We start from the raw sequence: 22,561 nt of genomic DNA on the forward strand, positions 1-22,561 counted from the left end.
TTCAGTGATTCTTTAACTAATTTCCATATACATTCAATACTGTGGAGCTTCATGAAAGGTCAAAAATTCCTTAATCTGCTTTTCAGTAAAATAAATAATGTCTTTAGGATTGTTCAAATAATACTTGTACCATGCTATCGTTTTTTCAATTGTCTGTAACGCATAATATTTAGGCTTCCAATTTAAATCGTTTATGGCTTTACTTATATCCAATTTTAATAGCCCTGCTTCATGCGGTTGTTTAGAGTCCTTAAAGACTTCATACTTGCCTTCTCCCCATTCCCTAATTGACAATTTAACCATCTCAATAACTGGCAAAGCGTCGTTTAGTCCAGGTCCGAAGTTGTATGCATCGGAATAAAATAACGGATCGATTAATAATTTTGATCCTAATAACAAATAACCAACTAAAGGCTCCAACACATGTTGCCAGGGTCTTACTGCATCTGGATTGCGGATTAAAATCTTTTCATTATTAGATAAAGCACGTGCAATATCCGGTATCAGCCTATCTTTAGCCCAGTCACCTCCGCCAATAACGTTCCCTGCTCTGCCAACAGCAATTGATTTACGGTGTTCATCAAAATTTTTCGCATTAAAAAATGAATTGCGATATGAGTCAATGACCAATTCGGCGCAAGCTTTACTGGCACTATAGGGATCGTAGCCTCCTAAACGGTCATTCTCACGATATGGGTACACCCATTCATTATTATGATAAACTTTATCTGTTGTAATTAATACTACATGGCAAGCTTTGTCAAGTAGTTTTACCCCATCCAATAAATTAGCTGTTCCAATAGCATTTATCTCAAAAGTTTCTGAGGGAATAGAATAAGATAACCGCACTAACGGTTGCGCGGCGAGGTGAAAAACAAAATCCGGTTGAAATTCCACAATCGCATTCTTCAGTTTTTCCCTTTCACGCAAATCTGCAATTAAAGATTCGCACAACTCATCTCCTTTTAGCAAATAATAGAGGTCAAAGTCATTTTCTGGAGCGAGCGCGTAACCTTTTATTTCAGCGCCCAATAGCGACAGCATTTTGAGCATCCACGAACCTTTGAATCCGGTGTGGCCAGTCAGAAACACCTTTTTACCTTGATAGTTACTCTTTAAAAGTTCAAACATGTCTACCATATCTTCCACGGTGCTTTATTTGAGTCCCACAAATCATTCAAATCATGTTTATCCTTCAAAGTGTCCATTGGACGCCAAAAGCCGTGATGTTTAAATGCAAACATTTGTCCATCATTAGTAAGAGACTCCATAGGCCCTTGTTCCCATATAGTCGCATCTCCATCTTTGATATAATCGAACACATTTGGCTCACACAACATATACCCACCGTTAATCCATGCACCATCTCCCTTAGGCTTTTCCAAAAATGATGTTACCTTATTTTCGTTGGATATCTCCAGCGAACCAAACCGTCCGGAAGGTTGTACAGAAGTAACCGTGCAATATCCACCATGTAATTTATGAAAATCAACCAAGGCTTTGATATTAATATCACTCACTCCGTCACCGTAGGTAAGCATAAAAGGTTCATCATTTGTGTATTTTTGGATACGCTTTATCCGTCCCCCAGTCATCGATTCGTTACCGGTGTCTACCAAAGTGATTTTCCACGGCTCAGCATTTGAATCATGTACACTCACTGAGTTATTCCCCAAGTCGATAGTTACATTCGATTTATGTAAAAAATAATTTGCAAAATATTCTTTTACAACATAACCTTTATACCCTAAACAAACAATAAAATCATTGAAACCATGAGCTGAGTAAATCTTCATGATGTGCCATAAAATCGGCATACCACCAATTTCTACCATTGGCTTTGGCTTTAAAACTGTTTCTTCTGATAATCGGGTACCTAACCCTCCGGCAAGCAAAACTACTTTCATGTATGTTTTTTTATTTAAAAAGTGTTAACTAAAAACATTCACCTGAATATTATCTGACAACGGATATGCACAGCACAGCAAGCATTCGTCATCTTTTAAACTATCCGGTATCTTTTCAACTCCAATTGTCTTTATATCACCAGAGACAATTTTAGCTTTGCAAACTGCACAATTTCCTGTTTGGCAGGAATAATCAAGTTCTATTAATGCATCAAGTCCGGCTTCTAAAATACTTTTTCCTTTAATAACTTCTACATTATACGACTTTCCATCCCTGTTGATTTCAACCATTCTGGTAACAACATCTTCAAAATCGGCAGGATTTTTGACGTTTTCAAAATCCTCCGAATAAATATTTTTCTGATTTACCGAAAAATATTTTAGCGTTTCCCTAACTGAATCTTTTAAGCCTGTAGGCCCACATATAAAGTGTAAAGTATTTTGCAAATCAACCTCATCCTTCAAAACATCGAGGACTTTTTGAGGGCTTATCCTCCCTTCTATGATTCTTGGGTTTACTCCGTTAATGCTATATTGGGTAAAAAAATGCCAAGTTTTAAGATCATTAGGGAAATTACGCTCAAGTTGACCTATCGTATCCTTAAAAATAATCTGTTCCCCACTTCTGTTGCCATAAACAAGAATTACCTTGTTGCCCGTCTTCTTATATAGAATATATTTAGCTATAGAAATTAACGGGGTAATACCGCTTCCGGCCCCCCACAACACCACATGCTTATCTGCATCTACATTTTCGCTATCAAAAACAAAATCGCCCATCGGAGGCATCACTTCTACCTGATCTCCGACCCTCACAAAATCATTTACGTGGTTTGAAACTACTCCACCCTCTACCCTCTTTATTGTAACCTCTAAATATTGATCTATTTGCGGAGCAGATGAAAATGAGTACGGCCTGATATACTTACGACCATTAATTCTGAATATTAGGGTTAAATACTGACCTGGCAAATATTTAATCTTCTTAAGTCCAGGTTGTTTTAAACATAAGGTAACAGTGTCTTCCGTTTCACCTTTTATTTCGATAACTTGTAATTTAAAAGAAACCATACCCTATTTACTGAAATACCTATTGTAATTCTTTTCTGTCCTATTTTAGAATTTATTTTTTAAAAAAACGTTTCACCCAGCTCTCCTTTGCTTTATGATTTTCAATATAACCGTAGCCATAACCATAACCATAACCATATCCGTAGCCATTCCCTCCATAATACCCGCCTTTCTTCGCAGCAATATCATTAATTACCAAATAGGCTTTCTTGAGCTTTTTACTATCTACCAAATCATTAATTATTCCCAATTGGCTTTTGAAGGTATATTTATTACGCACTATATAGAGCGTTAAATCAACATATTTTTCAATAATTAAAGCATCGGATACTAAGCCTAAAGGAGCACTATCAATAATTACAAAATCAAATGTTTCCTTCAACTTACTTATTAAAACCCCAAGCTTCTCATTTAGCAATAATTCAGATGGATTCGGTGGTATCGGCCCTGAACTTATCAAAAAGCAATTTTCACTAAACCAGACTGGTTTTACAATTTCCTCTGGTTTCATATTACTTGATACTATATAGTTTGTAAACCCAAAATCATTTTCCAAACCTAAATTTTGTGACAACTTAGGCTTGCGCAAATCCAGCTCAATAAACGCAACCTTTTTACCGCTCAATGCCAAAACGCTCCCGATATTTAGAGATATGAATGATTTACCTTCCCCACTCATACTTGATGTTATCATTATCACTTGGGGTTGATCAGAATTCATTAGATATTGTAAATTGGTTCGTAAACCCCTAAATTGTTCTGATATTATTGATCTGGAATTGTTATCAACTACCAAACTATTGCCGTTTTCATTATGCCCTATCTCCCCAACAATAGTCACATCAGAATTTTCTTCAACGTCCGATTTATAACTAATCTTCACATTAAGCAGTTCCTTAATATAGATAAAAGCCAAAGGAAAGATGAAGCCCATCGAGAAAATCAACATTGAAATTAATGACGGTCTCGTCAAATTCGGCTCATACTCACTTTTAGCAGTGTCTACTATTTTCGAAGATGAGATTGTTGACGTTTTAGAAATCGCTGTCTCTTCTCTTTTTTGAAGTAGGAATATATACAAATCTTGTTTAACGGTTTGTTGCCTTGTATAATCTAAAAATTTTCTTGATATAGCAGGCACTTGTTCAATTTGCCCCGTGAAGGTTTTATTTTGTGATTTAAGGTTATCCTTGCTAACCTCTAACCCTTGTAAATAAGAGTTAACATTTTTTAATATAATGGTTCTAAAATTATCAATTTGAGTATCTAAATTTTTCAAATACGGATTATTTTCAGTGCTAACCATACTTTTAGCATCTCTATCTAAAAGTAATTGATTGTACTTATCAATTGCCTCAGAAAAACCATCTGATGGTAAGGCTAAGGCCGAAGGAATTATTTTCTTATTACCAGGATTGCTAAGATACTTTTGCAAATCATGCACTACAGATATTTGCACATCAAGTGTGCTCAATTGTTTTTGAAAGTCGCTTGCTGCACCGATAAGAGCTTTAGATTGCTCTTCAACGTCGGCAATTTTGTTTTGCTTTCTAAATTGCTCAAATTCTTTTTCGACACCAGATAGTTCATTCCCAACAAGATTTAATCTTTCGTTAATAAATGCAAGTGTGCTATCGGCAATTTGAAGTTTGTTTGCCCTATTAAGTTTCAAATAAACCTCCATTACCTTATTTAATATCGCTTCTCCTTTTTTTGAATTAGGATTGGTTAGTGACAAATCAATAGTAGTGGTGGTTTTGCTTGATAAACTAACATCTAACGATTTCGACAGACTTTCGACAGCAGATTCTTTAGATGTAATTATTACTGTATACCCGAGCGCATTGGTAGGATTACCCGTGGGAGATAAAACTAAATTATATTGTGGAAGATTTATTACCTGCCCAAATTTTGCCTTAATATCAATGTCATCTCTGCTATTTTTTATATGTATAACGCCATTTTTCAAAGCAACGTCATATTTTCTTGCCTTCAGTGAGTCTGATTTATAGCTTATAAGTATATTAAATGGCGCCTGATTGTAAAGTTCAGTTTCTTTAAACCGGTCATTACGGTAAGTAAGAATATTTAATTTCAAATCTTCGACTACATTAGATGCTATGGTCTTAGACTTAAGTATATTTACCTCGTTTTCTGCATTACTTGTAACGCCCAATAATGATGAGATGTCTGTCAAGGAGGCTAGTCCGCCCATTCCACTTGATCCGGAACCACCACCTTTATCATCCTCTACAATCATCATTGCACTGACTCTATAATCAGTAGTAGAATATCTTTTATATAAAAAGGCTATTGATCCAAATATAATTAAACCAAATACAAATAAATACCAGTTAGATATTATCCTTGTTACAAGTTTCTTATAGTCAAATTCCTGCTCATCCCGCGGATCTTTAATAGATGAATTTTGTTGCATAAAATCGAAATTCCTTATAAATAATAGATAGGTTATGTGATGGTTTTATCTTCGACGAAAAGCACTGCATTCGCCACTAAACATACATTTACTTTACTCTGTAGGCTAAAACGAGAATAATAGATAAAAGAGCACCGGCTATAGTAATATATTTTTGTTGAGCAGCGTCGGTAGCATCAGACTTAGCTTTTCTTGGCTCAACATAAATAACATCATTTTGCCGCAAATAGTAATATGGAGCAGACATTATATCGCTTTTTTTAAGATTAATACGGTACGGAGTTTTTGTACCGTCTTCATTTTCTCTAATTAAAAGTACATTCTCTCTTTTACCAAAAATTGTCAGATCTCCGGCAACCGCAAGAGCATCCATTATGCTAACTTTTTCATTAGGCATAATATAAGCACCTGGCTTTAATACTTCTCCAGTTACACTAATTTTAAAATTAGCTAAACGTACTATAACTGTTACTTCTTTATAATACTTCAAAGCTTCCGTATGTATTACAGCAACAGCCTCTGATGTGGTATATCCTAAAACCTTTATTTTTCCAAGTATTGGCAGCTCAATATATCCGTCCTTATCAACCAAATATCCAGTAGCAACCTGTTGGTTTAAGCTGGCCGCCCCCCCAGAAATCGAATTACTTGTGCTCGGTGCAGGAATATTACCCAAACTAATAACCGCTGTACTTTGAGGATCTATGGTTTGCACAAGAACAGTTAAAATATCATCTACCTGAATTTTGGGCGGAGTATAATTTGAAGATGCAATAGTAGCCAGTTTACCCGAATCTGGGATATCCTGAAAGTATTTAACCTTTTTTGTTGATGAACACGAAAATAAACCGGCGGAAACGAATAAAATAAACAGGATTAAAAATGAATTTAACAGGTAGTTTCTTCTCATAAATTTAAGATCTCGTGTTTTTATAGGTGGCAAATTTTAAAACAATGCAATATATATACTTTTTTTTACAATCCAATTAACAAATTATTAATTTTTTCATAAACAAGCCTTTAACATAACTTTTTATTAACTAAAAGCGCATTTTAATATCATAATCAAAATTTTACGCCTGTCCCATGGTGCCTCCAAAATTCATTGGAAAGCCAGAAGGGTCCTGCTGGATCTTAATACGGCCATTTAAGGTTTCAAATTTTTCGATATTATCTTCTAATGCAGACAATAAACGTTTGGCATGCTCAGGCGTTAAAATTATCCTCGACTTCACTTTCGCCTTAGGTACCCCGGGCATCACCCGGATAAAGTCGAGCACAAACTCCGAGCTTGAATGGGTAATTATTGCCAAATTTGAATAGATGCCTTCTGCAATTTCTTCAGAAAGCTCAATATTAAGCTGATTTTCGTTTTGTTCTTCCATCCTACTAAAGTATAAAAAGACATTCTTTTATCGAAGTCGTTTTTACTGTAATTATCTCCATTATCAAAGTTTTGCTAAATATTAAGCATACCTGATAAGTTCCATCTTAAACATAAATTGAAATCAATTGTTTTAGCAAATTTACTTTTGACACAAAAAAAGCCCCCCATTTTACTGGAGGGCTTATAATAAAATTAAAAGTATGCTAATTATGCTTCTACTTCTTCAGCTTTTGAAGCCATTAAGCGGTCAAATTCTTCTTGTGAACCTACACGGATATTTTCGTACTCGCGTAAACCTGTACCAGAAGGAATCAGGTGACCTACAATAACGTTCTCTTTCAAGCCAAGCATTAAGTCTTTCTTACCTGCTATCGCGGCTTCGTTCAGTACTTTGGTAGTTTCCTGGAACGATGCAGCAGAGATAAATGATTTGGTACCTAATGAGGCCCTGGTGATACCTTGCAGTATCGGGCTTGATGTTGCAGCGATAGCATCGCGAACTTCAACCAATTTTAAATCTTTACGTTTTAAAATAGAGTTCTCATCACGTAACCTTCTCAATGAAACTATCTGACCTGATTTCAATGTAGCTGAGTCACCTGGCTCAACAACAACCTTCTTGTCAAATATCTCATCATTCTCGGTCATGAAATCCCAGCTGTCAACAGCTTCGCGTTCAAGGAAACGGGTATCACCTGCATCCTCAATAGCTACTTTCTGCATCATCTGGTGTACAATCACCTCGAAGTGTTTATCATTGATCTTCACACCCTGCAAACGGTAAACTTCCTGTATACCATTCACCAGGTATTCCTGTACTGCAGCCGGGCCTTTAATAGCCAGGATATCAGCAGGTGATATTGAACCATCTGATAAAGGCATACCAGCTTTCACAAAGTCGTTATCCTGTACAAGGATGTGTTTTGACAATGGAACAAGGTATTTCTTGATCTGGCCATCTTTTGATTCAATGGTCATTTCGCGATTACCACGTTTAATACCGCCTAAAGTTACCACACCATCAATCTCGGTTACTACAGCCGGGTTGGATGGGTTACGTGCTTCAAATAACTCAGTTACACGTGGCAAACCACCGGTGATATCCCGGGTTTTACCAGTTGAACGAGGGATCTTGGCAATAACCTGTCCGGTTTGTAGTTTTTCACCTTCTTCAACAGCAATGTGAGCACCTACCGGGATGTTATATCCTTTAATGATGTTGCCTTTATTATCAGCAATTTGAATTACAGGATTCTTAGTTTTATCTCTTGTATCGATAATTACTTTTTCACGGTGACCTGTTTGCTCATCAGATTCTTCACGGAAAGTGATACCTTCTAATACGGCATCAAATGTTGTGATACCTGCAAACTCCGATATGATAACCGCATTGTACGGATCCCATGAACAGATACGATCGCCTTTAGTTACTTTGCTACCATCCTGAATGTACAGGTATGAACCGTAAGGAATGTTGTTGGTAACAATTACCTTGTTACTTCCTTCTTCAACTATACGGAACTCACCAGAACGACCCAATACTACATCAACTACACCTTCGTCAGTCTTGTATTGAACAGTACGCACGTTTTCAAATTCAATGATACCATCAAACCTTGCGTTAATCTGTGATTCAGCAGCAATGTTTGAGGCGGTACCACCCACGTGGAATGTACGTAATGTTAACTGTGTACCCGGCTCACCGATAGACTGTGCAGCAATTACACCCACAGCTTCACCTTTTTGCACGCGTTTACCGCTTGCAAGGTTACGGCCATAGCATAAAGCGCACACACCGCGTTTGCTTTCGCACGTTAATACCGAACGTATTTCAATACCTTCTAAAGGAGAGTTCTCTATTTTTTTACCAATTTCTTCCGTAATATCCTGACCTGCTGATACCAACAATTCGTTAGTGATAGGGTCATGAACATCATGTAAAGTGGTACGACCTAAGATACGGTCATATAATGGCTCAACAATATCTTCGTTGTCTTTTAAAGCTGTTGTATAGATACCTCTTAAAGTACCGCAATCAACCATACCAACAATCATATCCTGGGCAACATCATGCAACCTACGGGTTAAGTAACCAGCATCAGCTGTTTTCAACGCCGTATCCGCCAAACCTTTACGCGCACCGTGGGTTGAAATGAAGTACTCTAATACCGACAAACCTTCTTTAAAGTTTGAAAGAATAGGGTTTTCAATAATCTCACCACCTGAGCCTGATTTTTGAGGCTTCGCCATCAAACCACGCATACCTGCAAGCTGACGAATCTGCTCTTTAGAACCACGCGCACCTGAGTCAAGCATCATATACACCGAGTTAAAGCCCTGGTTATCGTTGCTCAGGATGTCCATTACATTCGCTGTTAAGCGATTGTTGATACGTGTCCAGATATCGATAATTTGGTTATAACGCTCGTTGTTGGTAATGAAACCCATGTTATAGTTACCCATAACCTCTTCAACTTGTTTAGAAGCTGTTTCGATCAGTGTAACTTTTTCTGCAGGGATATTGATATCCTTAAGGTTAAATGATAAACCACCCTGGAATGCCATTTTGAAACCTAACTCCTTAATATCGTCAAGGAACTGGGCTGCACGTGCCATACCGGTAATTTTCACTACTTCACCAATAATATCACGCAGTGATTTTTTGGTTAGCAATTCATTTATATAACCTACTTCAACAGGTACATGCTGATTAAACAACACGCGGCCTACAGTAGTATCAATAATTTTGCTTACAATCTTTCCGTCACGATCTTTAATAAAGGCTTTAACCTTGATAAAGGCGTGCAGGTCAATTTTTCTTTCGTTATAAGCTATAATTACTTCTTCGGCAGAGTAAAAAGTTAAACCCTGGCCTTTTACTATACGTCCTTCATCAGTTTTACGGCCTTTGGTTATGTAGTACAAACCAAGCACCATGTCCTGAGATGGTACTGTAATAGGCGTACCGTTGGCAGGGTTCAAAATGTTGTGTGATGCAAGCATCAATACCTGGGCTTCCAAAATTGCCGCGTTACCAAGTGGTACGTGAACGGCCATCTGGTCACCGTCAAAATCCGCGTTGAATGCTGTACAGGTTAATGGGTGCAATTGGATCGCTTTACCTTCAACCAGTTTTGGCTGGAACGACTGGATACCCAACCTGTGCAGCGTAGGCGCACGGTTTAGTAATACAGGGTGTCCTTTCAATACGTTTTCCAAAATATCCCAAACTAATGGGTCTTTACGGTCAACAATCTTTTTGGCAGATTTTACTGTCTTAACCACACCACGCTCAATCATTTTGCGGATGATAAATGGTTTAAACAGCTCGGCAGCCATATCTTTTGGTAAACCGCACTCGTGTAATTTAAGGTTTGGCCCTACAACAATTACCGAACGGGCAGAATAATCCACACGTTTACCTAATAAGTTTTGACGGAAACGGCCTTGTTTACCTTTCAGGATATCTGAAAGTGATTTCAATGCACGGTTACCTTCAGTTTTAACCGCGTTAACTTTACGTGAGTTGTCAAATAACGAATCTACAGCTTCCTGTAACATACGTTTTTCGTTACGTAAGATAACTTCCGGTGCTTTGATCTCGATCAAACGTTTTAAACGGTTGTTACGGATAATTACACGGCGGTAAAGGTCATTCAAATCTGAAGTAGCGAAACGACCACCTTCTAAAGGTACTAACGGACGCAACTCAGGCGGGATAACCGGAACGATCTTAACAATCATCCACTCAGGGTTATTTTCAATCCTGGTTTTTGCATCACGGAAAGCCTCAACAACCTGTAAACGTTTTAATGCTTCGTTTTTACGTTGTTGTGAAGTTTCGTTTGCTGCCTGGTGGCGTAAGCTAAATGAAAGCTCATCCAAATCAAGGCGTTTTAATAATTCCTCTAAAGCCTCAGCACCCATTTTGGCCACAAATTTCTGAGGATCTTTGTCGTCAAGGTACTGGTTCTCTTTTGGAAGGGTATCTAATACGTCAAGGTATTCTTCTTCAGTAAGGAAATCCATTTTGTTGATTCCGTCTGATTCTTTAATACCTGCCTGTATTACTACATAACGTTCGTAGTAAATGATCAGATCAAGTCTTTTTGTTGGTAAGCCCAATAAGTAACCAATTTTGTTTGGTAACGAACGGAAGTACCAGATATGAGCAACAGGAACTACAAGGTTAATGTGGCCCATACGCTCACGACGTACTTTCTTTTCGGTTACTTCAACACCGCAACGATCACAAACGATACCCTTGTAACGGATACGTTTGTATTTACCGCAATGGCACTCATAATCTTTAACCGGACCAAAAATACGCTCGCAGAATAAACCATCACGCTCAGGCTTATAGGTCCTGTAGTTGATGGTTTCTGGTTTTAAAACCTCACCGCTTGAACGCTCAAGGATGGACTCCGGAGAGGCCAAGCTGATAGTAATCGTGGTGAAATTACTTTTGATTTTATTATCCTTTTTGTAAGACATAGTCTCCTTGTTTTTTTAAAGTTGAGGTGAAAGGTAAAAGGTGAAAGGCAAAAGGGTACGACGTTACGTCTTAAACCTTTCACCTTTAGCCTTTAAGCTTTAACCTTATTCTAATGTGATATCTAAACCTAAACCTCTTAATTCATGAACCAATACGTTGAATGATTCAGGAACTGATGGAGTTGGCAGGTTTTCACCTTTAACAATAGCCTCGTAAGTTTTGGCACGGCCGATAACATCATCCGATTTAACGGTTAATATTTCCTGCAGTATGTTTGCTGCACCGAATGCTTCGAGTGCCCAAACCTCCATCTCACCAAAACGCTGACCACCAAACTGGGCTTTACCACCCAATGGTTGTTGTGTAATTAATGAGTATGGCCCAATTGAACGTGCGTGCATCTTATCATCAACCATGTGACCTAATTTCAGCATGTATATAATACCTACTGTGGTCTGCTGATCAAAACGATCGCCTGTTAAGCCATTGTATAAATAGGTACGGCCAGATTCTGGTAAGTTTGCTTTTTTAACCCACTCTTCCACTTCAGTATGGCTTGCACCATCAAAAATCGGAGTAGCGAATTTAATGCCCAACTCTTTACCTGCCCAACCTAATACGGTTTCATATATCTGCCCTAAGTTCATACGTGAAGGTACACCCAGTGGGTTCAACACAATATCAACCGGTGTTCCATCTTCAAGGAAAGGCATATCTTCGTCACGTACAATACGCGCAACAATACCTTTATTACCGTGACGACCAGCCATCTTATCACCCACCTTAAGCTTACGCTTTTTGGCGATGTAAACTTTAGCCATTTGAACAATACCTGATGGCAGTTCATCACCCACACTGATAGCGAATTTATCACGACGGTAAGCACCCAGCTCTTCATTAACCTTGATGTTGTAGTTATGAAGTAAGGTTTTTATCTGGTCGTTTTTATCATCATCAGTTGTCCATTTAGTTGGGTTGATATTTTCATAGCTAAGCTCAACTAAAATTTTCTGGGTAAATTTAACACCCTTAGGTACATGCAGCTCTTTGTAAACGTTGTAAACACCTTGTGATGTTTTACCGTTCACGATCTCAAATAACTTTTCAATCAAAGTATTTTTAAGATCTTTTACAGCTTTATCATGTTTGTTATCCAGTTTCTCTAACTGTGCTTTTTCTTCGGCTTTCGACGTTTTTTTAGCACGGCTAAATAATTTGGTATCAATAACAACACCAGCAATTGATGGCGGAGTTTTTAAAGATGCATCCTTAACATCACCTGCTTTATCACCAAAAATGGCGCGTAACAGTTTTTCTTCCGGTGATGGGTCTGATTCGCCTTTCGGAGTGATCTTACCAATCAGGATATCGCCTTCCTTAACTTCGGCACCTACACGGATAATACCGTCTTCGTCCAAATCTTTGGTGGCTTCTTCTGATACGTTAGGGATATCTGGTGTTAATTCTTCTTCACCACGTTTGGTATCACGTACTTCCAATTCAAACTCTTCAACGTGAAGTGAAGTGAATATATCCTGTGATACAACGCGCTCAGATATTACTATCGCATCCTCAAAGTTATAACCTTGCCAAGGCATGAATGCCACTTTAAGGTTACGGCCTAAGGCAAGTTCACCTGCTTGTGTAGCATAACCTTCGCAAAGCACTTCTCCTTTTGATACCCTTTGGCCTTTTTTAACAATTGGCTTAAGGTTCATGGTAGTACTCTGGTTGGTTTTCTTGAACTTGGTTAAACGGTAGCTTCTTGAATCGCCATCAAATGATATCAGGCGGTCAAGATCATTACGGTCATATTTAATACGGATCTCGTTCGCGTCTACATATTCAACCACACCATCGCCTTCGGCATTGATCAGTGTACGTGAATCTTTAGCAACACGACCTTCCAGTCCGGTACCAACAATCGGCGCTTCAGGGCGTAACAAAGGTACAGCCTGGCGTTGCATGTTTGATCCCATCAATGCACGGTTAGCATCATCATGTTCCAGGAACGGAATTAATGAAGCCGCGATTGAGGTGATCTGGTTTGGAGCAATATCCATTAAGTCGAGTTTCTCCGGATCAATGATCGGGAAGTCACCCTCAAAACGTGCTTTTACTTTCGGAAGCGCGAATACTCCGTTATCATCATAATGCGCGTTAGCCTGGCCAATAGTTTTACCGTCTTCATCCTCTGCAGATAAATAGATAACCGGCTCATTAACTTGTACTTTACCTTCAACCACGCGTTTGTATGGTGTTTCAATAAAGCCTAAGTTGTTGATCTTGGCATGTACGCAAAGTGAAGAGATCAAACCAATGTTTGGTCCTTCGGGAGTTTCAATAGTACACAACCTACCGTAGTGGGTATAGTGAACGTCACGAACCTCGAAACCTGCACGCTCACGTGACAGACCACCAGGCCCAAGGGCTGACAGACGACGCTTGTGCGTGATCTCTGCCAGTGGATTGGTTTGGTCCATGAACTGTGATAACTGGTTTGTTCCGAAGAACGAGTTGATCACAGATGATAATGTACGTGCGTTAATCAGGTCTGTTGGGGTAAACACCTCGTTGTCACGGATGTTCATACGCTCACGAATAGTACGTGCCATACGGGCTAAACCTACACCAAACTGAGCATATAACTGCTCACCTACTGTACGAACGCGACGGTTTGACAAGTGATCAATATCATCCACCTCAGCTTTAGAGTTGATCAGTTTGATCAGGTACTTAACAATGGCAATGATATCCTGCTTGGTTAAAACCTTAGTTTCATCAGAGGTATTTAATTTAAGCTTACGGTTGATGCGGTAACGGCCCACATCGCCCAGATCATACCTCTTATCAGAGAAGAACAAACGATCGATAATACCACGAGCAGTTTCCTCATCAGGTGGTTCAGCGTTACGTAATTGACGGTAGATATGCTCAACCGCTTCCTTCTCAGAGTTTGAAGTATCTTTTTGTAATGTATTATATATGATAGTATAATCACCGCTGGTTGAAGCATCTTCCTTATTAAGGATAATGGTTTTAACCCCAGCATCAATGATCATATCAATATGGTCATCTTCCAGTACGGTTTCACGCTCAAGAATGATTTCATTACGGTCGATAGATACTACTTCACCTGTATCTTCATCCACAAAATCTTCAACCCATTTTTTAAGCACCCTTGCAGCAAGCTTACGGCCAATGAATTTCTTCAAGCCAGATTTGCTTACTTTTACTTCGTCGGCAAGTTCAAACAACTCTAATATATCTTTATCAGAATCATAACCAATTGCACGAAGTAACGTGGTAACCGGGAATTTCTTTTTACGGTCAATATAAGCATACATCACGTTGTTAACGTCAGTAGCAAACTCAATCCATGAACCTTTGAAAGGTATTACACGGGCAGAGTATAATTTTGTACCGTTGGTGTGGCGGCTTTGGCCAAAGAATACACCTGGTGAACGGTGTAATTGAGATACAATTACACGCTCGGCGCCATTAATAACAAACGTACCTTTAGGAGTCATGTAAGGGATAGTTCCCAGGTACACGTCCTGTACAATTGTTTCAAAATCCTCGTGCTCCTCATCATTACATGACAGGCGAAGCTTGGCTTTTAATGGTACACTATAAGTTAATCCGCGCTCGATACACTCTTGTATATCATAACGTGGCGGATCAATAAAGTAATCCAGAAACTCTAAAACGAAGATGTTTCTTGAATCTGAGATAGGAAAATTTTCAGCAAACACTTTAAACAAACCTTCTTTATAGCGGTTGTCTGAGGTGGTTTCCAATTGAAAAAATTCCTGGAAAGATTGTAACTGAACATCCAGGAAATCGGGGTAATCAAGTACCTTTCTACTGGTTGCAAAGTTTACTCTTTGATTAATTTTGTTTGCCAAGGTGTTTAATTTTTAGTTTATTAATAAACTTTTGTAGATGTAAGATTTGAGATGTGAGATTTGAGACGGGAATGATGTTTTAAAGACTTTAGCGTTACTAATAAACGGTAAAGCCTCATATCTCAAATCTCATATCTATTATCTTCTCAATCCAAACCTTTATAAACAGCAATAGACCCCGACCAAAATAGGTCGGAGTCTCATGCTATATTTTATTGGGTTAACTTATTTAACCTCAACTACTGCTCCAGCTTCTTCTAATTGTTTTTTCAAAGATTCAGCTTCTTCTTTAGTTACGCCAGTTTTAACTTCTTTTGGTGCACCGTCAACAAGATCTTTAGCTTCTTTCAAACCTAAGCCAGTTAAGTCTTTTACTAATTTAACAACTGCTAATTTAGCGCCGCCTGCTTCTTTCAGGATAACGTCAAATGCAGTTTGTACTGCTTCAGCAGCAGGGGCATCATCGCCACCAGCAGGAGCAGCAGCAACAGCAACAGCTGCAGCAGCAGGCTCAATACCATACTCATCTTTTAAGATCTGAGCTAATTCGTTTACTTCCTTTACTGTTAAGTTTACCAACTGTTCAGCAAACGCTTTTAAATCCGCCATTTTATTTAAATTTTACTTTTAATGCTTTTTGTTTATTATTATCGAACTTTAATAAGGTGTTCGTTAACCTCTTTCCTGTAATGTTTTTACTACGCCTGCAAGTATATTTCCGCCTGATTGTAATGCTGAAATAACGTTCTTTGCCGGTGATTGCAGTAAACCAATAATTTCGCCTATCAGTTGTTCCTTTGATTTTAGTTTGATCAAAGTATCTATCTGGTTATCACCGATAAATATTGCTGAATCAATATAAGCTGCCTTTAAAATTGGTTTTTCATTTCCTTTTCTCAATTGTTTAATCAACTTTGCCGGAGCAGTTGCTGATTTAGAAAAAAGGATTGATGATGAACCTTTTAAAATTTCAAATATTGGGCTGTAATCGCCACCCGCAGCTTCCATAGCTTTTTTAATCAAGCTATTTTTTGCCACTTTCATCGTAATATCGCTTTCGAAACATTTACGACGGATGTTGTTGATCTTTGCAACTGATAAGTTAGAGGTATCAGTAATATAGAAATTACCGTACTCCTTCATTTGCTCAGTAAGGGCAAGAACAAGGTCGTGTTTTTCTTCTTTATTCATGATTAGATCCCCGCTACTGATTTAGTTTCAACTGTTATTCCCGGAGACATGGTTGAAGAGATATGAATGCTCTTGAAATATGTTCCTTTTGCTGCTGATGGTTTTAATTTTGAGATAACCTGCAATACTTCTAATGCATTCTCATAAATTTTATCTGCAGGGAATGATGCTTTTCCTATTGAGGTATGGATGATACCTGTTTTATCAACTTTGAAGTCAATTTTACCACCTTTAACCTCAGTTACAGCTTTTCCAACTTCTGGAGTTACTGTTCCTGATTTAGGGTTTGGCATAAGGTTACGCGGGCCTAATATTCTACCCAAACGACCTACCTTAGCCATAACACTTGGCATAGTGATGATAATATCAACGTCAGTCCATCCGCCTTCAATCTTGGCAATATAATCATCCAAACCTACGAAATCCGCACCTGCATCTTTAGCTTCTTGTTCCTTATCAGGAGTACAAAGCACCAATACACGTACAGTTTTGCCGGTTCCATGAGGTAATGTTGCAATACCACGTACCATTTGATTGGCTTTACGAGGGTCAACACCTAAACGAACGTCTATATCAACTGAAGAGTCAAATTTAGTAAGGGTTAATTCTTTAACTAAATTTGCTGCTGCTTCTAATGTATACGATTTGTTTGCCTCAATTTTGGAGAGTGCCGCTTTTTGATTTTTTGTTAATCTAGCCACTTCTTAAACTGATTTTGTATAAATTTTTAATTTTTGATCTGAGATCTGAGATTTAAAAAAATCCGAAATCCGAAATCAATTTAATTCCAGGGAGCCGTACCTGATACGGTAATTCCCATACTACGGGCAGTACCTGCCACCATTTTCATGGCTGATTCTACAGTAAATGCATTCAGATCTACCATTTTATCTTTGGCTATAGTTTCAACCTGCTCCCAATTTACATTGGCAACTTTTTTACGGTTGGGTTCAGCCGAACCACTTTTTAAACCGGTTGCTTCCAATAACTGGATTGCAACAGGAGGGGTTTTAATAATAAATTCGAAAGATTTGTCAACATAAACAGTAATCAAAACAGGCAACACCTTTCCAGCTTTATCCTGGGTACGTGCATTAAATTGCTTGCAAAACTCCATGATGTTCACACCTTTTGCACCCAATGCAGGGCCAATCGGAGGTGATGGGTTTGCGGCGCCGCCTTTAACTTGCAGCTTTACCATTGCACCGATCTCTTTTGCCATTTTAATTTACTTTAATTATAACTCAATGTTAGTAAGTGGAAGCTAAGTAACATTTAAGGTTTTTATTGGTATTAAGTAGTTAGTATCAAGTATCAAGACCTTTACTACTTTTAACCTATTTCTTTATTGGTATCTATTCATTCTATCAGCTTTGCAAGTCATCTTGCTACTTGATACTAACTACTTGATACTATTCTTTTTCAACTTGCATGTAATTCAACTCAAGCGGCGTACGGCGCCCGAATATCTTTACCATAACTTTTAATTTCTTCTTCTCTTCGTTAACCTCTTCAATCACCCCGCTAAATCCGTTGAAAGGTCCGTCCATTACTTTTACGCTTTCGCCAATGTAATATGGAACATTCATGGTTTCACCCTGGGCGCTCATTTCATCAACCTTACCTAAAATACGGTTAACTTCGGCTTGGCGTAATGGAATAGCATTACCGGCCTTATCGCCTAAAAATCCTATTACACTATTAATATTTTTGATGATGTGTTCAGTCTCGCCATCAAGTACGGCTTCCATCAATACATATCCAGGAAAATAGTTACGCTCTTTGGCTATCTTTTTCCCATCGCGCATTTGATAGTATTTCTCTGTAGGTATTAATACCTGTGGTACTAAATGCGTAATGCCCAAACGACTAATTTCGGCATCTATATATTGTTTAACCTTTTTTTCTTTACCACTTATGGCCCTCACCACATACCATTTCAATTGATCACTCATCTCTATCTCCTAAATATTATGTTAGTGAACTATAAAAAGCCGTAGTTAAACGTTGTAAAATCTGGTCCATACCAAAGATAAGCATAGCGATAATCATTGCAGCAACTAGTACCAATACGGCACTGCTTTGCAACTCTCGCCAGGTTGGCCAGGTCACCTTCTCAGTTAACTCGATGTATGATTCTTTAATATATTCAGTTACGTTAGCCATCTTTACTACTTTGCTTATGCACGGGAACAAGGATTCGAACCCTGATCAAAGGTTTTGGAGACCTCTATTCTACCGTTGAACTATTCCCGTGTATATTTTTAATAAGAAAACATAAGCTTACCTTGTGGGTAAAACTTATGTTTCCAATTAACCTTTTTGAAACTCTTATTTCAAAATTTCAGTTACCTGACCAGCACCTACTGTTCTGCCACCTTCACGGATAGCGAAACGTAAGCCTTTTTCCATTGCGATAGCGTTGATCAACTTTACAGTGATTGTAACATTATCACCTGGCATAACCATTTCTACACCTTCGCCTAATGAAATTTCACCAGTTACGTCAGTGGTACGGAAATAGAATTGCGGGCGGTATTTATTGAAGAATGGAGTGTGACGGCCACCTTCTGCTTTTGATAATACGTAAACTTCAGCTTTGAAATCTGTGTGCGGAGTTACTGAACCTGGTTTGCAAATAACCATACCACGACGGATATCAGTTTTTTCAATACCACGTAACAATAAACCTACGTTGTCACCAGCTTCACCTCTGTCAAGGATCTTACGGAACATCTCAACACCAGTTACAGTTGATTTCAAGTTTTCAGCACCCATACCAAGGATGTCAACTTGCTCACCTGAGTTGATAACACCACGCTCAATACGACCGGTAGCAACAGTACCACGACCAGTGATTGAGAATACGTCTTCAACCGGCATTAAGAAAGGAAGCTCAGTTAAACGTGGAGGGATAGGGATCTGTGAATCTACAGCATCCATCAACTCCATAATTTTTCCAACCCATTTAGGATCGCCGTTAAGACCACCTAAAGCCGAACCTTGAATTACAGCGATATCGTCTCCAGGATATTCGTAGAATGATAATAATTCACGGATTTCCATTTCAACTAACTCTAACAATTCAGGATCGTCAACCATGTCAACTTTATTCATGAATACAACCAATGAAGGCACACCAACCTGGCGGGCTAAAAGGATGTGTTCACGAGTTTGAGGCATTGGACCGTCAGTAGCGGCTACAACGATGATAGCACCATCCATCTGAGCAGCACCAGTAACCATGTTTTTCACATAATCCGCGTGACCTGGACAGTCAACGTGAGCGTAGTGACGGTTAGCAGTTGAGTACTCAACGTGAGCTGTATTAATAGTAATACCACGCTCTTTTTCTTCAGGAGCTGAATCGATTGAATCGAATGAACGAGCTTCTGAGAAACCTGCATCAGATAATACTTTCGTAATAGCTGCGGTAAGGGTTGTTTTACCGTGGTCAACGTGACCGATTGTACCGATGTTTAAGTGCGGTTTACTGCGGTCAAACTTTTCTTTTGCCATGATTTATAATTATTTTGTAGGTTAATTTATACTTAAAATTGTTATTCTTTATTCTCTTTATGCTATTGAGCCAACAATGGGATTTGAACCCATGACCTCTTCCTTACCAAGGAAGTGCTCTACCACTGAGCTACGTCGGCTATTGTTTAGTTTGCAGTTGTCAGTATTCTGGCTGCAGCAGCTTTTGACTGCTTACTGCGCCCGGCTAACTGCCTGCTTTAACTGAGCGGAAGACGAGGTTCGAACTCGCGACCTATAGCTTGGAAGGCTATCGCTCTACCAACTGAGCTACTTCCGCTTGTTTAGTTTCCAGTTTACAACTTTCAGTTGGCAGCATGCCAGGCTAAAAATTCAAATCGGTAACCTTTTTAATCAAGTTAGCAGTTCACAATCATCTGAAAGCTTTAATTGCTATCTGAAAATTGTAAACTGCCGACTTAAAAAGTGGGGGGAGAAGGATTCGAACCTTCGTAGCCGAAGCAGCGGATTTACAGTCCGCCCCATTTGACCGCTCTGGTATCCCCCCGTTAGTTGATTCCGGATTCGCAATGTTCAAAGTTGAAGCTAAACATTACTCTTCCGAAAAAAACTGAGCCTCCTATCGGGATCGAACCAATGACCTACTGATTACAAGTCAGTCGCTCTACCAGCTGAGCTAAGGAGGCTTATATTTATTTTGCCTTTCAATTTTTGAAACCTTTATGGCTTCGTTTATCGAGCGGCAAAACTAACAACCTTTTTTATATTTTAAAGAACTATTTTCAGAAATATTTGCAGTCGTTAGCACCTCTCTGAAAGGGATTGCAAATCTACAAAAATTTACTTCGCTGCAAAATTTTTTATTAAAAAAAATCGACGGGCTTTAAACCCGTCGATTTTAGCCTCAAAAAGGCCTTTTTTATATTAAAATCCCTCTTCTGCCTCGGTCAAAATTACCTTTTTAGCGGCTGCGTCGGCAATTGCTTTCTTCTGTTTATGCTTTTCAATCTGCTTGCGAAGGCTTTCAACCGCTAAATCCGTTGCCTCTTCGAAAGTTTTGCATTTTTCCTTTGCAAAAATCTGGTTGCCCGGCAGCAATAGTTTAATCTCGGCAATTTTATTTGCCTCATCTTCCACATTCTCAAGCTTTAAGTAAACCTCGCCACTAATAATATGATCATAAAAAGTATCGAGTTTGTCTACCTTTTTCTGAATAAAATCTAATAATTTTCTGTCTGCGGTAAAATGAATTGATTGCACTGTAATTTTCATGTTTCCTCCTTAATTACGCCTTTGGATGGGCTAGTTTGTAAATAGACTTTAATCGTTCAACTGAATTGTGTGTATAAATCTGGGTCGCGCTAAGGTTAGCGTGGCCCAAAAGTTCTTTAATGGAGTTTAAGTCTGCCCCATTGTTTAATAAACTTGTTGCAAATGTGTGCCGTAGTACGTGAGGGCTCTTTTTATTCTGGGTTGATATATTGGAGAGGTATTTTTGCACTATCAGGTAAATTAGTTTGGGGTATGCATCAGCACCCTTACTTGTAACGATTAACATTACCGAATTGTTATGAAAATTTTGATTTTTCTTTAACTCCGAGTACCGTCCAAGTAAAATCCGCAGCTCGGTGTTGATAGGAATGATGCGTTCTTTATTGCGTTTGCCCAGCACTTTTAAGGTGCCTTCATAATCGTTAATATCACTGTCTTTCAGGCCCAAAAGCTCGGCCAGCCGCATGCCGGTGCCAAACAGCATTTCAACTACCAGTTTGTTGCGTAAACCTTCAAAATCGCCGTCGGTAACAATATCGTTATCCAGCATATGCGTAAGGCTTGCACTTTCAACAACAACCGGTAAATGCTTTGGTATTTTTTGCGAACGGATTTTTGACGCCGGATTTTGCGTAATTATCCCCTCCTGGAGTAAAAATTTAAAATATTTACGCAGGGTAGCCATTTTTCGATTTACAGAACGGGGCGTGAGCTTTTGGTCAATCAGCTCAACCATCCAATTACGGATGTCGTGATAGCTAATCTGGTCGGGATGGGTAATAATGGATCCAGGCACAACAATGGCATTACCAGGGTTGTTAAGGAAGAGCATGAACTGATCCAGGTCTGATTGATAGGCTGATACCGTATGGGGGGAGTACCGCTTTTCGAACTTAATATATTGGATAAAACGCTCTAAAAACATAAAAACTATTTGAACATCCAGAGATTGAATGTACAAATAGTTTTAATATAGTGTTAAGAAATCTGAAAAAAATTCTTTTTAGGGAATTAAACAGTTTCTAAGTTCATATTTTGCTTGTAGATGGCATGTTTAACAACATGACGACGGGTTACAGATTTTTTTTCAAAAGCCTGACGACTACGTAGTTCTCTTAAAACTCCAGTTTTCTCAAATTTCTTTTTGAAGCGTTTCAATGCTTTGTCTAATGATTCGCCGTCTTTTACGTTAATAATGATCATAATTTCCTAAATACCTCCTTTCAAGGAGGGCCAAAGATAGAGACAAATATTTGAAAATCAAAGAGAGAAGTTGAATTTGTTTATTGGGTTGATTAGGTGGGTGGTTTTGTTTGAACTTTGATGGCGGGATCAGGGGGCATGTAATAGCTTTATACCTTAGCGAAAGGGAAACACAAGGTTTAAAAAAAAACG

Annotated in this window: 18 protein-coding genes and 5 tRNA genes; all 23 read right to left on the minus strand. The window is 38.6% G+C overall.

The genetic code is table 11. The features are described from left to right. Window positions 1-33: 33 nt before the first annotated feature. The 23 genes from rfbG to rpsU all read right to left on the minus strand — a co-directional run bounded on the left by rfbG (window position 34) and on the right by rpsU (window position 22,369). Complete coding sequence (gene rfbG, locus AC1DYB_RS21640; protein WP_477437989.1) at window positions 34-1,140, minus strand: CDP-glucose 4,6-dehydratase; 1,107 nt, start codon at window positions 1,138-1,140, stop codon at window positions 34-36. Then, on the minus strand, window positions 1,134-1,907 hold the full coding sequence (rfbF, locus tag AC1DYB_RS21645) for a glucose-1-phosphate cytidylyltransferase (RefSeq protein WP_477437924.1): 774 nt from the start codon (window positions 1,905-1,907) through the stop codon (window positions 1,134-1,136). The genes rfbG and rfbF overlap by 7 nt, the downstream gene beginning before the upstream one ends. A gap of 24 nt (window positions 1,908-1,931) precedes the next feature. After that, window positions 1,932-2,978 carry an FAD-binding oxidoreductase gene (locus tag AC1DYB_RS21650; protein WP_477437926.1) on the minus strand — a complete coding sequence of 349 codons (1,047 nt, stop codon included), beginning with the start codon at window positions 2,976-2,978 and terminating at the stop codon, window positions 1,932-1,934. Between the two features lie 52 nt (window positions 2,979-3,030). Then, a complete protein-coding gene (locus tag AC1DYB_RS21655; RefSeq protein ID WP_477437928.1) occupies window positions 3,031-5,415 on the minus strand; it encodes a GumC family protein in 2,385 nt (794 codons plus the stop codon). A gap of 88 nt (window positions 5,416-5,503) precedes the next feature. Then, the gene (locus tag AC1DYB_RS21660) at window positions 5,504-6,325 is read right to left on the minus strand and encodes a polysaccharide biosynthesis/export family protein (RefSeq protein WP_477437930.1); all 822 of its coding nucleotides are present in this window, start codon (window positions 6,323-6,325) and stop codon (window positions 5,504-5,506) included. 163 nt (window positions 6,326-6,488) lie between these two features. Beyond that, window positions 6,489-6,800 carry a DUF3467 domain-containing protein gene (locus AC1DYB_RS21665; RefSeq protein WP_184542718.1) on the minus strand — a complete coding sequence of 104 codons (312 nt, stop codon included), beginning with the start codon at window positions 6,798-6,800 and terminating at the stop codon, window positions 6,489-6,491. Window positions 6,801-7,009: 209 nt separating this feature from the next. Then, on the minus strand, window positions 7,010-11,296 hold the full coding sequence (gene rpoC / locus AC1DYB_RS21670; RefSeq protein WP_477437933.1) for a DNA-directed RNA polymerase subunit beta': 4,287 nt from the start codon (window positions 11,294-11,296) through the stop codon (window positions 7,010-7,012). A gap of 105 nt (window positions 11,297-11,401) precedes the next feature. Continuing rightward, window positions 11,402-15,205 carry a DNA-directed RNA polymerase subunit beta gene (gene rpoB, locus AC1DYB_RS21675; RefSeq protein ID WP_295717263.1) on the minus strand — a complete coding sequence of 1,268 codons (3,804 nt, stop codon included), beginning with the start codon at window positions 15,203-15,205 and terminating at the stop codon, window positions 11,402-11,404. 225 nt (window positions 15,206-15,430) lie between these two features. Further along, entirely contained in the window at window positions 15,431-15,814 is a 384-nt protein-coding gene (gene rplL, locus AC1DYB_RS21680) for a 50S ribosomal protein L7/L12 (RefSeq protein WP_073405423.1), read from the minus strand. 63 nt (window positions 15,815-15,877) lie between these two features. Further along, window positions 15,878-16,396: a 50S ribosomal protein L10 gene (gene rplJ, locus AC1DYB_RS21685; RefSeq protein ID WP_295717262.1), complete on the minus strand. Its 519-nt coding sequence runs from the start codon at window positions 16,394-16,396 to the stop codon at window positions 15,878-15,880. Between the two features lie 2 nt (window positions 16,397-16,398). After that, window positions 16,399-17,097, minus strand: coding sequence for a 50S ribosomal protein L1 (gene rplA / locus AC1DYB_RS21690; RefSeq protein WP_295717261.1), 699 nt, complete (start codon window positions 17,095-17,097; stop codon window positions 16,399-16,401). An 80-nt stretch (window positions 17,098-17,177) separates the two neighbouring features. Beyond that, window positions 17,178-17,618 carry a 50S ribosomal protein L11 gene (gene rplK / locus AC1DYB_RS21695; protein WP_184542728.1) on the minus strand — a complete coding sequence of 147 codons (441 nt, stop codon included), beginning with the start codon at window positions 17,616-17,618 and terminating at the stop codon, window positions 17,178-17,180. Window positions 17,619-17,808: 190 nt separating this feature from the next. Then, window positions 17,809-18,351, minus strand: a complete 543-nt coding sequence (gene nusG, locus AC1DYB_RS21700) for a transcription termination/antitermination protein NusG (RefSeq protein ID WP_290324705.1) — start codon at window positions 18,349-18,351, stop codon at window positions 17,809-17,811. A 16-nt stretch (window positions 18,352-18,367) separates the two neighbouring features. Beyond that, window positions 18,368-18,562, minus strand: a complete 195-nt coding sequence (gene secE, locus AC1DYB_RS21705) for a preprotein translocase subunit SecE (RefSeq protein WP_295717257.1) — start codon at window positions 18,560-18,562, stop codon at window positions 18,368-18,370. Between the two features lie 19 nt (window positions 18,563-18,581). Further along, window positions 18,582-18,652: transfer RNA gene (locus tag AC1DYB_RS21710), tRNA-Trp, on the minus strand. 75 nt (window positions 18,653-18,727) lie between these two features. After that, a complete protein-coding gene (gene tuf / locus AC1DYB_RS21715) occupies window positions 18,728-19,915 on the minus strand; it encodes an elongation factor Tu (RefSeq protein ID WP_477394965.1) in 1,188 nt (395 codons plus the stop codon). Window positions 19,916-19,983: 68 nt separating this feature from the next. After that, window positions 19,984-20,055 (minus strand) — tRNA-Thr (locus AC1DYB_RS21720). 85 nt (window positions 20,056-20,140) lie between these two features. Next, a tRNA-Gly gene (locus tag AC1DYB_RS21725) sits at window positions 20,141-20,213 on the minus strand. A 147-nt stretch (window positions 20,214-20,360) separates the two neighbouring features. Continuing rightward, a tRNA-Tyr gene (locus tag AC1DYB_RS21730) sits at window positions 20,361-20,441 on the minus strand. Between the two features lie 66 nt (window positions 20,442-20,507). Further along, window positions 20,508-20,580 (minus strand) — tRNA-Thr (locus AC1DYB_RS21735). Window positions 20,581-20,818: 238 nt separating this feature from the next. Then, entirely contained in the window at window positions 20,819-21,166 is a 348-nt protein-coding gene (gene hpf / locus AC1DYB_RS21740; protein ID WP_295717254.1) for a ribosome hibernation-promoting factor, HPF/YfiA family, read from the minus strand. Window positions 21,167-21,179: 13 nt separating this feature from the next. Further along, entirely contained in the window at window positions 21,180-22,127 is a 948-nt protein-coding gene (locus AC1DYB_RS21745) for a tyrosine-type recombinase/integrase (protein ID WP_366087326.1), read from the minus strand. A 50-nt stretch (window positions 22,128-22,177) separates the two neighbouring features. After that, a complete protein-coding gene (gene rpsU / locus AC1DYB_RS21750; RefSeq protein WP_295717253.1) occupies window positions 22,178-22,369 on the minus strand; it encodes a 30S ribosomal protein S21 in 192 nt (63 codons plus the stop codon). Between the last annotated feature and the right edge of the window lie 192 nt (window positions 22,370-22,561).

It is taken from the genome of Mucilaginibacter sp. P2_A4 (assembly GCF_056405015.1).

Bases quoted from the DNA above. Each gene is read 5' to 3' on its own strand.
- rfbG (WP_477437989.1), bottom strand. From the start codon at position 1,140: ATGGTAGACATGTTTGAACTTTTAAAGAGTAACTATCAAGGTAAAAAG.
- rfbF (WP_477437924.1), bottom strand. From the start codon at position 1,907: ATGAAAGTAGTTTTGCTTGCCGGAGGGTTAGGTACCCGATTATCAGAA.
- AC1DYB_RS21650 (WP_477437926.1), bottom strand. From the start codon at position 2,978: ATGGTTTCTTTTAAATTACAAGTTATCGAAATAAAAGGTGAAACGGAA.
- AC1DYB_RS21655 (WP_477437928.1), bottom strand. From the start codon at position 5,415: ATGCAACAAAATTCATCTATTAAAGATCCGCGGGATGAGCAGGAATTT.
- AC1DYB_RS21660 (WP_477437930.1), bottom strand. From the start codon at position 6,325: ATGAGAAGAAACTACCTGTTAAATTCATTTTTAATCCTGTTTATTTTA.
- AC1DYB_RS21665 (WP_184542718.1), bottom strand. From the start codon at position 6,800: ATGGAAGAACAAAACGAAAATCAGCTTAATATTGAGCTTTCTGAAGAA.
- rpoC (WP_477437933.1), bottom strand. From the start codon at position 11,296: ATGTCTTACAAAAAGGATAATAAAATCAAAAGTAATTTCACCACGATT.
- rplL (WP_073405423.1), bottom strand. From the start codon at position 15,814: ATGGCGGATTTAAAAGCGTTTGCTGAACAGTTGGTAAACTTAACAGTA.
- rplJ (WP_295717262.1), bottom strand. From the start codon at position 16,396: ATGAATAAAGAAGAAAAACACGACCTTGTTCTTGCCCTTACTGAGCAA.
- rplK (WP_184542728.1), bottom strand. From the start codon at position 17,618: ATGGCAAAAGAGATCGGTGCAATGGTAAAGCTGCAAGTTAAAGGCGGC.
- nusG (WP_290324705.1), bottom strand. From the start codon at position 18,351: ATGAGTGATCAATTGAAATGGTATGTGGTGAGGGCCATAAGTGGTAAA.
- secE (WP_295717257.1), bottom strand. From the start codon at position 18,562: ATGGCTAACGTAACTGAATATATTAAAGAATCATACATCGAGTTAACT.
- tuf (WP_477394965.1), bottom strand. From the start codon at position 19,915: ATGGCAAAAGAAAAGTTTGACCGCAGTAAACCGCACTTAAACATCGGT.
- hpf (WP_295717254.1), bottom strand. From the start codon at position 21,166: ATGAAAATTACAGTGCAATCAATTCATTTTACCGCAGACAGAAAATTA.
- rpsU (WP_295717253.1), bottom strand. From the start codon at position 22,369: ATGATCATTATTAACGTAAAAGACGGCGAATCATTAGACAAAGCATTG.